Annotated in this window: 14 protein-coding genes and 2 riboswitches; all 14 genes read left to right on the top strand. The window is 50.2% G+C overall.

Features of this window, described 5'->3' with window-relative positions; genetic code table 11:
* Positions 1 to 137 precede the first annotated feature (137 nt).
* Complete coding sequence (locus AC0YN0_RS27825; protein WP_475824204.1) at positions 138 to 614, top strand: GNAT family protein; 477 nt, start codon at positions 138 to 140, stop codon at positions 612 to 614.
* A 287-nt stretch (positions 615 to 901) separates the two neighbouring features.
* Positions 902 to 1,011: riboswitch (TPP riboswitch) on the top strand.
* A gap of 67 nt (positions 1,012 to 1,078) precedes the next feature.
* A complete protein-coding gene (locus AC0YN0_RS27820) occupies positions 1,079 to 2,434 on the top strand; it encodes an acetylornithine deacetylase (RefSeq protein ID WP_475824203.1) in 1,356 nt (451 codons plus the stop codon).
* Entirely contained in the window at positions 2,415 to 3,086 is a 672-nt protein-coding gene (gene tenA, locus AC0YN0_RS27815; protein ID WP_475824202.1) for a thiaminase II, read from the top strand. The genes AC0YN0_RS27820 and tenA overlap by 20 nt, the downstream gene beginning before the upstream one ends.
* Positions 3,074 to 3,895 carry an ABC transporter ATP-binding protein gene (locus AC0YN0_RS27810; protein WP_475824201.1) on the top strand — a complete coding sequence of 274 codons (822 nt, stop codon included), beginning with the start codon at positions 3,074 to 3,076 and terminating at the stop codon, positions 3,893 to 3,895. Before tenA ends, AC0YN0_RS27810 begins: the two co-directional genes overlap by 13 nt.
* Positions 3,892 to 4,647 carry an ABC transporter permease gene (locus AC0YN0_RS27805; RefSeq protein WP_475824200.1) on the top strand — a complete coding sequence of 252 codons (756 nt, stop codon included), beginning with the start codon at positions 3,892 to 3,894 and terminating at the stop codon, positions 4,645 to 4,647. The genes AC0YN0_RS27810 and AC0YN0_RS27805 overlap by 4 nt, the downstream gene beginning before the upstream one ends.
* Before the next feature lie 134 nt (positions 4,648 to 4,781).
* On the top strand, positions 4,782 to 5,786 hold the full coding sequence (locus tag AC0YN0_RS27800) for an ABC transporter substrate-binding protein (protein ID WP_475824199.1): 1,005 nt from the start codon (positions 4,782 to 4,784) through the stop codon (positions 5,784 to 5,786).
* Between the two features lie 122 nt (positions 5,787 to 5,908).
* Positions 5,909 to 6,922 (top strand): ThiF family adenylyltransferase, encoded by a 1,014-nt coding sequence (locus tag AC0YN0_RS27795; protein WP_475824198.1) that lies wholly within the window; start codon positions 5,909 to 5,911, stop codon positions 6,920 to 6,922.
* A gap of 203 nt (positions 6,923 to 7,125) precedes the next feature.
* On the top strand, positions 7,126 to 7,743 hold the full coding sequence (gene thiE / locus AC0YN0_RS27790; RefSeq protein WP_475824197.1) for a thiamine phosphate synthase: 618 nt from the start codon (positions 7,126 to 7,128) through the stop codon (positions 7,741 to 7,743).
* Between the two features lie 13 nt (positions 7,744 to 7,756).
* Entirely contained in the window at positions 7,757 to 7,954 is a 198-nt protein-coding gene (gene thiS / locus AC0YN0_RS27785) for a sulfur carrier protein ThiS (protein WP_475824196.1), read from the top strand.
* A 3-nt stretch (positions 7,955 to 7,957) separates the two neighbouring features.
* On the top strand, positions 7,958 to 8,737 hold the full coding sequence (locus tag AC0YN0_RS27780) for a thiazole synthase (protein ID WP_475824195.1): 780 nt from the start codon (positions 7,958 to 7,960) through the stop codon (positions 8,735 to 8,737).
* A 29-nt stretch (positions 8,738 to 8,766) separates the two neighbouring features.
* Positions 8,767 to 9,885, top strand: a complete 1,119-nt coding sequence (gene thiO / locus AC0YN0_RS27775; RefSeq protein ID WP_475824194.1) for a glycine oxidase ThiO — start codon at positions 8,767 to 8,769, stop codon at positions 9,883 to 9,885.
* An 8-nt stretch (positions 9,886 to 9,893) separates the two neighbouring features.
* Positions 9,894 to 10,733 carry a bifunctional hydroxymethylpyrimidine kinase/phosphomethylpyrimidine kinase gene (gene thiD / locus AC0YN0_RS27770; protein ID WP_475824193.1) on the top strand — a complete coding sequence of 280 codons (840 nt, stop codon included), beginning with the start codon at positions 9,894 to 9,896 and terminating at the stop codon, positions 10,731 to 10,733.
* A gap of 171 nt (positions 10,734 to 10,904) precedes the next feature.
* A riboswitch (cyclic di-AMP (ydaO/yuaA leader) is annotated at positions 10,905 to 11,068 on the top strand.
* Positions 11,069 to 11,189: 121 nt separating this feature from the next.
* Complete coding sequence (locus tag AC0YN0_RS27765; RefSeq protein WP_475824192.1) at positions 11,190 to 12,074, top strand: ABC transporter ATP-binding protein; 885 nt, start codon at positions 11,190 to 11,192, stop codon at positions 12,072 to 12,074.
* Between the two features lie 6 nt (positions 12,075 to 12,080).
* On the top strand, positions 12,081 to 12,878 hold the full coding sequence (locus AC0YN0_RS27760) for an ABC transporter permease subunit (protein WP_475824191.1): 798 nt from the start codon (positions 12,081 to 12,083) through the stop codon (positions 12,876 to 12,878).
* Positions 12,879 to 12,896: the final 18 nt, after the last annotated feature.

The raw sequence follows: 12,896 nt of genomic DNA, 5'->3' as shown, positions 1-12,896 counted from the left end.
CTACTCGAAAGCGCGATCAAACAAAATCAAACAGGAAGCAGGACGATCCTTCGATCCGCTTCCTCTTTATTTTGTTAAGACAACATGATTTGATACAATAGCGTAGAGAGAGAAGAGAGAAAAGGGAGCTAACCAAAATGCCTGCTATTCATACCAAGCCATTCGATCAAGAGATGCAGACCTTATTAGGCGAATTGAAATCCGGTTATCATGCCGGGGAACTCAGCAAGAAGGATAGCTCGGAAATTCCGAAAGAAATACATTTGATTGAAGCTGGCTCTAATTTGGTCGGCTACGGCGTGGTTTGGGAATACGCTAATGGGAAACAGTTAATCCACAAGGCGGAAAAAGATTATTTTAGCGATGACGAGAAGTATCTGGAGAAGGACTTCTATATTGATATTAAAAACAAAACTGATTTTATATTCATTGAAGCGCTGGATGTTCTAAAGGAATATGAGGGTAGCGGATATGCGGCTTTCTTTATTAACTGGCTTAAAGTGAAATACGCTAATAAAAAAGTGTATGTATATACATTAGATAAATCACGTAATTTTTGGTTTAAGATGGGCTTTGAGGTTCTGGGGAGTACGTCATGGATGACCTATAATTAAAACGGCTTTGGCATGTCGTTTCTTCTAATGGACACTTCGAACCCTCAGCGATCATTTTATGAACTTTTCCATTTCTAATGGACATTAAGGTACGTTACAAGCACTTGATGAATCAAAACAGTATTCATATGCCTTCTTAGCGTCGCTTCTGTCCATTAGCCCACCGAAAACAATCGATTGTTAGTCTAAGGGGCTATTTTGTCCGTTACCCGACAGAGCTGCCAGCAAGGGGCTGTGAATTAACTGTTGTTGCCAAAAACTTACTTGTGAGCTATAGTAGTGTTAATTTAATAGAGTATGGGTGCTGGATGAAGTCCGGCTGAGATAGGGAACGTATTTCCCTGACCGTTAATCTGATCCAGGTAATGCTGGCGTAGAGAACTTATCGAATCGTAACCATTCGTTTATTCTCGAATGGTTTTTTTCTGTTGTTCGCGCCTTCTGCCAAGCGAAGGAGACTAGAAATGATTGATTCTATCATTACCAAGGTACAGCAGCAAGCGGAGGAGAGACAGGATGAACTGTTTGCTCTATTGGCTGATTTGATCGCTTTTCCTACCGTTAGCCCGCCTGCGCGAAATACGCTAAAGGCACAGCAATATCTGGAGGAACAGCTTAAGAAAAGCGGCTTCGAAACGGAATTGTGGGAGGTGTATCCCGGCGATCCGAATGTTACCGCGGTTAAACCGGGCACTCAGCGGGATCACTATCAAAGCTTGCTGCTCAATGGCCACATGGACGTAGCCGAAGTAGGGGATACGCGGGAGTGGCAAGGCGATCCATTCAAACTAACGATGAATGACGGCAGAGCTTACGGCAGAGGAACGGCGGATATGAAAGGGGGGCTCGCTGCCCTTCTGTTCGCAGTGAAGCTGCTTGAGGAAGCGGGTGTAGAGCTTAAGGGAGATTTGCTGTTCCATTCGGTCATTGGCGAAGAGGCAGGTGAGGCAGGAACTCGGGCTTGCATGGAGCGAGGATATAAGGCGGATCTTGCCGTAGTCGCGGATACGAGCGGGCTGGCCATCCAAGGTCAAGGCGGAGTCATTACCGGCTGGGTTACGGTACAAAGTCCGGTCACCTACCATGACGGGATGAGATCACGAATGATTCACGCGGGCGGCGGCGTTCAAGGCGCCAGCGCGATCGAGAAGATGGTCAAGTTAATTGCCGGACTTCAAGAGCTGGAGCGTCACTGGGCAATAACCAAATCCTATCCGGGCTTCCCTGCTGGCTCGAATACGATCAATCCGGCCGTTATTGAAGGTGGCCGTCATGCGGCATTCGTGGCGGATCGGTGCTCCTTGTGGATCACGATGCACTTTTATCCGGATGAAGATTATGAAACGGTTGCCGCCGAAATCGAGGAGCATCTGCTTAGAGTAGCAGAGGGAGATCCATGGCTGAGGAATCATCCTCCTACCTTCCGCTGGGGAGGCCGTTCGATGATCGAGGAACGGGGAGAGATATTCCCGTCATTAGTGCTGGATATGGAAGGCAAAGGGCTGAAAGCATTGTCCGCCATCCATCAAGAGGTGCTCGGCGCTGCGCCTGCCGTCGGTATGAGCCCGTCTGTGACGGATGCGGGCTGGCTGGGACGGGCAGGGATCGAGGCGCTTATCTACGGTCCGGGAGAGCTTGCAGAGGCTCATTCCGTAGACGAGAGTACAGACTGGCAAGAGCTGATCGATTACGTGAAAGTAATGATTGCTTTTATTGCGGACTGGTGCAACCGGGTAAAGCCGGAGATGACGGAGAGCGAGCAAGCATCATTGATTCATGATGAAAGGGGCGTGGATAACCATGAGTCGATTCAGCGATAGGCTGTACCGTTCAGCGGAGGCGATATGGGCGAAGAGTCACGCACATCCGTTCCTGACTGAACTTAGAGATGGAAATTTAGACCCTGGGCGCTTTATGTATTATCTCAAACAGGATTACGTGTATCTAATCGATTATGCCAAGATGTTCGCGATAGGCAGCATGAAGGCGCGGGATCTCGACACGATGGTCAAGTTTGCGGAGCTGCTTCATTCTACGCTGAACGTGGAGATGGAGCTTCATCGGCAATATGCGGAGCGCTTCGGCGTAACGCGCGAGGAACTTGCGCAGACGCGTCCTTCTCCGACCACGGTTGCGTATACGAAGTATTTGCTGGACACCGCTTCGCAAGGGCCGCTTTCAGAAGTAGTGGCAGCTCTGCTTCCATGCATGTGGAGCTACAGGGAGATCGGTGTCGCTTACTCGAAGGTTCCCGGCGCTTTGGACCACCCGCTGTATCGGGAATGGATCTTAATGTACAGCTCCGAGGAATTCGGGGCGCTTACCGACTGGTGTATCGGTCTGATGGATCGGCTCGCGGAGGGCCTTCCCGAGCAGGAACTGGCTACGCTGGAGGAACGCTTCGTCGTCGCATCCAAGCTTGAGTATATGTTCTGGGATATGGCCTACCGGCAAGAGGAGTGGCCGGTTTGAGCATACGTAACATAGAAGAACGACCGCTGGCGCTGTCGGTTAGCGGCCTTCGATTTTCCTTTCCCGGAGAGCCTCCCTTGTTCGACGCGCTGGATTTCGATATTAGGCCAGGCGAGTTCGTCAGTATTCTAGCGGCAAGCGGCAAAGGCAAGACGACCTTGTTCCGATTGCTGAGCGGACTGCTGGTTCCACAGACTGGAACGATTGCTATAGGAGCGGCGGGTGACTCCGCTGCAGTTGCGTCGAAGCGGGGGAACATCGGTTATATGCCGCAAAAGGATTGCCTGATGCCATGGAGGACCGTGCTGGATAATGCAGCATTAGGTCTGGAACTAGGAGGGACAACGAAGCGTGAAGCACGCCGTCAGGTCATGGAGCTGCTTCCGGGCTTAGGACTGGAAGGGACGGAGCACAAGTATCCGCATGAGCTGTCCGGCGGCATGCGCCAAAGAGTATCGTTCTTGCGTTCCTTATTAGGGGGAGGAGAGCTTTTTCTGCTAGACGAGCCCTTCAGCGCTTTGGACGCGCTGACTAGGGTCGGCATGCAAGAATGGCTGCTGCAGGTATGGGAGCAGCACCGCAAAACGATTCTGTTCATCACCCATGACGTAGACGAAGCGCTGCTGTTATCCGATCGGGTGCTTGTGGCGGCGCAATCACCGATTGCAACGCTTAGCGAGCTTGCTGTAAGTCTGCCCCGCCCTCGCAACTATGATATTGCGCTGGATGAGGCATTCATAGACTTGAAGCGGCAGCTGCTAGGGTTGATTGGACGCGGTGCTCGCGCTTCTGAAGGAGGAAGGACATGAGACGCAGCCTTTCGGCTTATGGGCCTGTGCTTGTTTTCGGATTGCTGCTGGTTATCGGGTGGGAAGTCGGAACGACTATTTTCGATATTCCGCATTACATCATTCCTAAACTGTCGGATGTATCTGTATCCATGTGGGACAACGGGCGGGTGCTGGGCAAACATTTTGCCGTTACCCTGGGAGAGGCATTGCTAGGGCTCGGAATTTCCGCCGTATTTGGCGTGCTGGCTGCCGTATGGATCGAAAGCTCGGGCTTGGCTAAGAAGACGATCTATCCGCTTCTTGTCATGTCCCAAACGATTCCCATTATCGCCTTATCTCCGATTATGGTGATGTGGTTTGGCTATGAAATATGGAGCAAGGTTGCCGTGGTGATCTTGTTTACGTTCTTTCCCATTGCCGTGAATACGGCAGACGGGTTCCGTTCCGCGGATCCCGATATCGGGGAGCTGATGCAGACGATGGGGGCTGGCAACTGCGATCGCTTTCTGAAGTGGAAGATTCCATCCGCGCTGCCGGGTTTTTTTACCGGACTGAAGATGGCCGCCGCTATTAGCGTCGGGGGAGCTACGCTGGGAGAATGGCTCGGAGGGGAAAGCGGCCTCGGCATGTATACGAAGCGGGCTTCCAACATGCTGCGGGGGGATGCGGTTTTCTCGGGCGTACTGCTGCTGTCGGCTATGGGCATTTTGCTATTCCTTGCGGTGCTGGCAGTGGAAAAGGCGTTTCTTGCTCATCGCAGACGTGCGTAACGATAGGTTTAATGATCATTTGAAAATATAGGATAATATAAGTTTCACTCTTATACTTCTGCCTATATTTCAACACGAAACGAAAGCTTGTGCCGATAAGGGCAACAGCCGTTTACGCTTGGGGGGGTTCATTGATGTTTAAGTTTCGTTCATGGAAGAAAGGTACATGGTTATCTATTGCTCTAGTATTGGCGCTAATAGGGGCTTCGGGTTGCAGCTCCAATAATAAAGCCGCGTCTGGAGAGACGGAGCTTACAGTACTGCTGGATTGGTATCCGAATGCCGTGCATACCTTCCTGTATGCGGCCGAGGAGCAGGGCTATTTTGAAGAAGCCGGATTGAAGGTCAAGCTCCAAACGCCTGCGGACACGAATGATGCGCTTAAGCTAGTCGCGACGGGTAAAGCCGACTTAGCTCTCAGCTACCAAATGCAGGTAGCGATATCTCGCGCCGAGGACATTCCGATCGTATCCGTCGGAGCAATCGTTCGTCATCCGCTTAATCAGCTCATGGTAATCGATTCTGGAGAAATTCATAGTCCCAAGGATCTCGTCGGCAAAAAAATCGGCTATCCCTCCATCCCTCTCGACGAAGCGATCGTGAATACGATGGTGAAATCGGACGGCGGCGATCCGGCGAAGCTCGATTACGTGGACGTCGGCTGGGATCTGATTCCGGCAATGACCACGAAGAAGGTGGACGCTATTATCGGGGGCTACGTGAACCATGAGAAGCTGTTGTTGGAGAAGGAAGGCGAGAAGCTGATTGTTTTCGATCCTTCCGAGTACGGTGTGCCGGATTATTATGAGCTGGTTCTGACAGCGAGCGAGGACGGTCTGAAGAGCAATAGCGATGCGATCAAAAAGTTTATGGAAGCAGCCGCCAAGGGGCAAGCGTACACGGCGAGCCATCCGGATGAAGCGCTGCAAGTATTGCTGGATAAGCAAAGCGAAGAGTTTCCGCTGGACGCTGAGATCGAGAGAAAAAGCTTGGATATCCTGCTCCCTCTGATGGATGCGGGGAAGGAGCCTTTCGGTAGCCAGTCCGAGGAATCATGGAGCTCCATCATCGATTGGCTGAAGGAGCAAGGGCAAATCAAGCAGGACGTTGATGCCGAGCAGGCATTCCGTCATTTATAAAAATATAGGAGAGTATAAGTTTCACTCTTATACTCACGCCTATATTTCACCGCGAAACGAATGCTACACGCCGCCATAGGACGGTGTTAGCCGTTTACGCTTGAACAAAGGAGTTAAGGCAGGTGGACGAACGATATTCGAGACAGATGCTGTTTGCGCCAATCGGCGAGGAAGGGCAGCGGAAGCTGGCGAGCAGCGCGGTATGTATTGTGGGAATGGGCGCATTAGGCACGGTGCTCGCCAATCATATGGTCAGAGCCGGAGTAGGCTTGGTGCGTTTTGTGGATCGGGATTACGTGGAACGAAGTAATTTACAGCGGCAAATGCTATATGACGAAGATGATGTATTGAACGGTTATCCGAAGGCCGTTGCGGCGGAGAAGAAACTCCGCAAGATCAATTCGGATGTCCGTCTCGAGGCGATAGTGGCCGATGTCACTGCCCATAATATCGACTCTTTGCTTATGGACATGGACTTGGTGCTGGACGGCACGGATAATTTCCAAACGAGATTTCTATTGAACGATGCATGCTTCCGTATGGGCATTCCGTTCACGTACGGCGGCGCCGTCAGCTCGCGGGGAATGAGCGCCATTCTAGTCCCGGGCCGTACCCCGTGTCTGCGCTGCTTCCTTCAATCGGCGGATGCCGGCGGGCAAACCTGCGATATGATCGGCGTCATATCTCCCGTAGTCGATATCGTCGCTTCCTATCAGGCGGTCGAGGCGCTGAAGTATTTGGTCGATGCGAATGACAATAGACGCAGCAGCCTAGTCACGTTCGATATATGGAATAACCACTATTATGAATTGAAGCTTGGAGAGCCTGCGATTAACTGTCCTTGCTGTCAGTTAAAGGAGTATCCTGCCCTGGACAAGTTCGACCAGGACTCGGCGATTTCCTTATGCGGGCGAGGCACGGTGCAGATTGCCGGGAGCGGACCGATGGATTTGGAGCTTTGGCGACATAGGCTGGAGCCTGTATGCGTAAAGATTATGGTGAATCCTTATTTGCTAAAGGCAGAGCTGCAAGGCGGCGAACAGCTTGTGCTGTTCCCCGATGGCCGCGTATTCGTTCAGGGGACGGATGACTTGGTTCGGGCGAAAACCTTGTATGCCCGTTATATCGGATCTTAAAGAGGTTGTTCAAAAAGTCCAATTTTGATCACGATGTATTTCAAGAAGCTTATTCGACATCGAATCTTGAATTCAGCCGGAAATTCCGGTGCTCACGTAGCTACTGGCTACGCTCCGCTCCTCATTTCCTAGCTTCATTCAACCTTCTCGGTGCTGAAAGCCGGACTTTTTGAACACGCACTTAAATAGGAGGGATATCGAAGATGAGAGATTTCCGTTTGTATGCAATAACCGGAGAGCAATTCCATCCGAACCGGGATTTGATCGAGGTCATGGAGGAAGCGATTCTAGGCGGAGCAGATATTATACAGCTGCGGGACAAAACAAGCGGCAAACCGGAGCTCCTCCGCAAAGCCAAGGCACTTAGGGAACTAACCCGCAAGCATGACGTAACCTTTATCGTCAACGATCACATTGATGTTGCGATGGAGGTCGACGCGGACGGCATTCATTTAGGCCAAGGTGATGTATCGTTGCTGGATGCAAGAAAAATCGTAGGCGACAAAATTATCGGTATCTCCACGCATGCGCTTCAAGAAGCATGGCTGGCACAGCAACAAGGCGCGGATTATATTGGCGTCGGTCCCGTATACCGAACGGCGACTAAAGCGGATGTCGTCGATCCGGTGGGCGTCTCGTATGTGCGTGAGGTAACGCAGCATATCCGAATTCCTTTCGTTGCGATTGGCGGAATTAAACTAAACAATGTGGATGAAGTCATTGCAGCGGGAGCGACGCGGATTTGCGCAGTTAGCGAGATTGTCGGAAGCAGCGATGTCAAAGGGACTTGCGAAGCGTTCCTGAGCAAGCTGAACAAATAGGGGGACACAGCACGTGGAACTTATTATCAATGGATTAAAGCAAGAACTGGACGTACGGACGATTCAAGAGGTCATTGATCATTATGGATTGGCAGGAAAGCCGGTTGTCGTAGAAGCGGACGGCGTTGTTCTGAAGACGGAACAATGGGCGGATACGGAAGTTCATCCCCAGATGCCCATTGAGCTCGTACACTTTGTAGGAGGAGGCTAACGAATGACACGCGATGTTTTACGGATAGGCAACCATGAATTAACATCTCGCTTCTTCATCGGTACCGGACTGTTCCCCAATCCATACGTTCAGATGGAAGCGATCAAAGCTTCTGGCGCTCAGGTGCTGACCTTTGCCATTCGGCGAATAAACCTCGAGTCCACGGAGGATGATTCAATCCTACAGCATTTGCAGAATGAGCCATACACCTACCTGCCGAACACATCCGGTGCTCGAACGGCTGATGAAGCGGTACGCATCGCTCGGTTGGCACGCGCTTCCGGCTTGAGCGATTGGATCAAGGTGGAGATTAGCGCGAATGAACGCACGCTGCTGCCGGACCCGATCGAAACCTTAAAAGCAACGGAAATACTCGTCAAAGAAGGATTTACCGTTCTTCCTTATACATCGGACGACCCTATTATATGCAAGCGTCTGGAAGAGGCCGGAGCTGCCGCAGTCATGCCGGGAGCAGCGCCGATCGGTACGGGACTTGGGATTCTTAATCCCTATAACCTTGGTCTAATCGTCGAGGAAGCGAAAGTGCCGATCATCGTGGATGCCGGCCTTGGTTCGGTGAGCGATGTAGCCCAGGCTATGGAGCTCGGAGTTTCCGGCGTATTGATGAATACGCCCGTAGCGAAAGCGACCGACCCAGTCGGGATGGCGCAAGCGATGAGAATGGGGATTGAGGCCGGAAGGCTGGCCTATTTATCCGGACGGATTGATAAGAAGCGCTATGCGTCCGCAAGCAGCGGATTCGATGAATATAAATTGAAGTAATCTGACTTCTTAGGAAAGCTGGTTGCGAAATGAAACAGAGTATTTTGATCATGGGCGGGGGAGTCATCGGGTTATCCTGTGCGTTGGAATTGCAGAGACGTGGGCATCAGGTCACGGTGCTGGAAATCAATCGCTGCGGCGGACAGGCTTCCGGTGCGGCCGCGGGCATGCTGGCGCCTTACTCCGAGAATCTAGAAGGTCCCGATTCCTTTTTCCGATTTTGTCTGCAAAGCTTGCAGTTATATCCCGCATGGCAGCAAATGGTGAAGCAGGTCTCGGGCCGCAATTTCGAATATACAAACTCTGGCAGTCTCTATATTGCCTACCATGAGGCGGATTTGTTAGCTCTGGAAGGCAGGTTGCTATGGCAGCAGCAGTTCGGATCCTCCGGCAGCATACTGGAGGGAGATGCTTTGTTCGCACTCGAGCCTAATCTGTCGAGGAACGTACGGGCAGCTCTTCATACGCCGGAAGAGAGCCATCTCTACGCGCCGCATTATGTAATCGCTCTTGAACAAGCTTGCCGCTTAACGGGGGTCAGCATCCACGAGAATTTAAGCAAGCTGTCCGTCAGCGAATGGCGGGATGGAATTGTCGTTCAATCGGCGGATGAACGAAATTTCAGCGCGGATAGGCTGTTAGTATGCTCCGGGGCATGGGTACAGGAGCTTGCCGATACGTTCGGCATCCGCATTCCCGTATACCCGATCCGAGGCCAAATTTGTGCTTATGAGGCAGACGAGAAGCCTGTTCGGCACATGGTTTTTAGCAATCAAGGTTATCTAGTAGGCAAAGAAAACGGTACGTTGGTATGCGGAGCTTCGGAGGATGTTGCCGGCTTCGATACTTCGGTGACGGATAAGGGGATCGACCGGCTGAGGAAATGGAATAAACAAGCGTTTCCGTTCCTTGAGGATCAGACCCCATTTCACCGATGGGCAGGCCTGCGTCCTTCCACGCAAGACGGTTTTCCTTTGATCGGTTCATTGAAGGAAGCTAGCCATGTCGCATTCGCGGTCGGTCATTATCGCAACGGCATCCTGCTTAGTCCGGCTACCGCCATGCTTGCTGCCGATTGCCTGGAAGGCAAGGATACAGCCGAATATAATCAAGCTTTCTCACCGGAACGGTTTGGAAGAAGGGGTTGAGCGTATAGATGGATACCTATTCAAGGCAACAGGTTGCAAGGGCTTTAACAATCGCAGGTTCCGATAGCGGCGGAGGCGCGGGCATTCAGGCCGATCTGAAAACGTTCCAAGAACTTGGCGTCTTCGGCATGTCCGCAATCACGGCGGTGACTGCCCAGAATACGCTTGGCGTACATGGCGTATACCCAATGAGTCCGGATGCGATTATTGGGCAAATCCATGCGGTCGGCAACGATATCGGGGTTGATGCCGTTAAGACGGGAATGCTGTTCAGCAGCGAAATCATAGTAGCAGTTGCCGAAGCGATCCGGACGTTCGGATGGACGAAGGTTGTCGTAGATCCGGTTATGGTAGCCAAAGGCGGCGCGGTACTTCTGCAAGAAGAGGCAATTCGCGCCTTAACGGGCAAGCTATTGCCGCTTACGGCGGTCGTGACGCCAAACATACCGGAAGCGGAGCAGCTTACGGGCAACTCTATTCGGAGTAAGACGGATAAAGAAGAAGCGGCAAGGAGACTCGCCGGTTTCGGTGCCCGACATGTCATTATCAAAGGCGGTCATGACGAGGGAGCGGAAGCCGTGGATTTGCTGTTCGACGGCCGTTATTTTACCGAGCTGGCAGGCAAGCGAATCGCTACGGGACATACGCATGGCACGGGATGCACATTCTCAGCTGCTCTTGCAGCCGGACTCGCTCGGGGGCTTGACGTTGAGGGTGCGATGCGCCAGGCCAAAGCTTTCATCCAAGCAGCGATCGAGGACGGGATACATATCGGCGGCGGCCGCGGACCAACGAATCACTGGGCGTTCGGGCGGAGCCGATTGCCTATCTCTGGAAATCCATATTAAGCATGCTAGATGACGAAAACGAAAGCAAATAATGGCATTCCGATCGATAATAAGTGCCACTATCCATTTTAGCCGACGCCATCCGCATTTTAGGTCAAAAATCAGCTTAAACCTTCTCCATTTCGGTTTTACTTTGCATAAGGTTGAGCGTATGATTTGTTCAACAACTAAATTAGTCAAACGCTAAATTCCCGAACCGGGAAACGGGGGAACCGACCGAAACCATTACAATGGTTTCATGGGGTGAATCCTTTCGCTTGCCTTAGCAAGCATGAGGTAGGGCACTCTCAAGCCCGAATCCGACAGCTAACCTCGTAAGCGTATTGAGAGAACCGCGATCGTGCCTTGCATAGGCTCGTCTTTTTCGTTATGCAAGAAGTCCGAGAGTAGAGTATCTCTGCTCTCTGGGCTTTTTTTTGTTGTGTAAAAACAGGGTGAATACGGGGAGGCTGCGCAATGAATGCGATCGAAATTAACAAACTGACCAAAACGTACGGCAAATCAAGAGGAATAACGGACATTAGTTTTTCCATTGAAGAGGGGGAAATTTTTGGTTTTATCGGACCGAACGGGGCAGGAAAATCAACGACGATCCGAACGTTACTATCTCTTATCTATCCGACAAGCGGCAGCGCTACCATTTTCGGTAAAGACTGCATCAAGTTTGCTCCGGAAATCAAAAAAGAAATCGGTTATTTGCCGTCTGAAGTTTTTTATTACGACAATATGAAGGTTGCGGATCTGTTAAATTATTCGGCCAGCTTTTTCAAAAAAGATTGCAAGAAAAGAATAAAAGAATTAGCCGAAATCATGGATCTGGATATAACGAAAAAAATTGATGACCTGTCTTTGGGGAACAAAAAGAAAGTGGGCATTGTTCAAGGGCTGCTCCATAGTCCTAAGCTCATTATTCTAGATGAGCCTACCAGCGGACTTGATCCGCTCATGCAGCAAAAGTTTTTCGAATTGCTTGAAGAAGAGAATAAAAGAGGGGCCACGATATTATTCTCCTCCCATATATTAAGCGAAGTTCAGCGGTTATGTAATCGAGTTGCGATTATTAAAGAGGGAAAAATCGTTACGGTCGAAAAAATCAGTACATTAAAAGAGAACAATTATAAAAAGTTTACAGTAGATACATCCGTACAATTAGAACAAAACTTCTTCAATATGGCCGGCGTGAACAATATTTCGGTGAACGGGAGAACAACGAGCTTTTTATTTAGAGGCAACATTAACCATGTGATGAGAAAAATAGCTGAAATTGATATTGAAAACCTGTGGATCGAAGAGCCGAACCTTGAGGAAATCTTTATGCATTATTATGAAAAAGGGGTCTGATCGGCGATGAATATGTTTGTGCATGAGTTGAAGGCGTACAGAAAATCGATGCTGATATGGACGCTCTCTTTAATAGGCATCATGATCTTATTCCTCTCGCTCTTCCCTGGCCTGTCCAAGGACATTGACGAATTTACCAAGGTGCTGGAAGGCTATCCCGAAGGCGTCAGAAAGGCGCTCGGAATTGAGCTCGAAAGCATCGGGACCATTCTAGGCTTTTATTCTTATATTTTCATGTACATTACGCTCTGCGGCGCTATTCAAGCGATGATTCTGGGAACGTCGATTGTCTCCAAGGAGATTCGTGAGAAAACGGCAGATTTTTTATTAACGAAACCCGTAACGCGGACGCAAATAATGACCTCCAAGCTGATGGCAGCCGTTGTTTCGTTAGCGGTTACGAATGTTCTATATCTCATTGCGGCAAACCTCATGGCTGTACAGGTGAAGACGGATGATTATAGCGGGAAACTATTTTTTATGATTTCGCTAACTTTGTTGTTTATTCAGCTCATTTTTCTTGCTATAGGAATGATCGTTTCCGTTGTTTTTCCTAAGATTAAGGCTGTTTTATCTGTTTCGCTTAGCACCGTATTTGCCTTTTTTGTGATTGGCATGCTCGTTTCGGCAGGTGATGACGGAGCTAAACGTTACTTGTCTCCATTTAAATATTTTGACCCTAAGCTTATTATCGAAAGCTCCAATTATGAAGCATCTTATTTCGCAGCAGCGATCAGCATCATTGTTGTTTCGATTGCCGCCAGCTATGTTATTTATAGAAAAAAAGATGTTCATGCTGTATAGGAGAAAACGAAGAGGAGG

The sequence above is a fragment of the Paenibacillus sp. J22P218 genome (assembly GCF_056269195.1).
This window is presented reverse-complemented; position numbering and strand designations above follow the sequence as displayed.

Bases quoted from the DNA above. Each gene is read 5' to 3' on its own strand.
- AC0YN0_RS27825 (WP_475824204.1), top strand. From the start codon at position 138: ATGCCTGCTATTCATACCAAGCCATTCGATCAAGAGATGCAGACCTTA.
- AC0YN0_RS27820 (WP_475824203.1), top strand. From the start codon at position 1,079: ATGATTGATTCTATCATTACCAAGGTACAGCAGCAAGCGGAGGAGAGA.
- tenA (WP_475824202.1), top strand. From the start codon at position 2,415: ATGAGTCGATTCAGCGATAGGCTGTACCGTTCAGCGGAGGCGATATGG.
- AC0YN0_RS27805 (WP_475824200.1), top strand. From the start codon at position 3,892: ATGAGACGCAGCCTTTCGGCTTATGGGCCTGTGCTTGTTTTCGGATTG.
- AC0YN0_RS27800 (WP_475824199.1), top strand. From the start codon at position 4,782: ATGTTTAAGTTTCGTTCATGGAAGAAAGGTACATGGTTATCTATTGCT.
- thiE (WP_475824197.1), top strand. From the start codon at position 7,126: ATGAGAGATTTCCGTTTGTATGCAATAACCGGAGAGCAATTCCATCCG.
- AC0YN0_RS27780 (WP_475824195.1), top strand. From the start codon at position 7,958: ATGACACGCGATGTTTTACGGATAGGCAACCATGAATTAACATCTCGC.
- thiO (WP_475824194.1), top strand. From the start codon at position 8,767: ATGAAACAGAGTATTTTGATCATGGGCGGGGGAGTCATCGGGTTATCC.
- thiD (WP_475824193.1), top strand. From the start codon at position 9,894: ATGGATACCTATTCAAGGCAACAGGTTGCAAGGGCTTTAACAATCGCA.
- AC0YN0_RS27765 (WP_475824192.1), top strand. From the start codon at position 11,190: ATGAATGCGATCGAAATTAACAAACTGACCAAAACGTACGGCAAATCA.
- AC0YN0_RS27760 (WP_475824191.1), top strand. From the start codon at position 12,081: ATGAATATGTTTGTGCATGAGTTGAAGGCGTACAGAAAATCGATGCTG.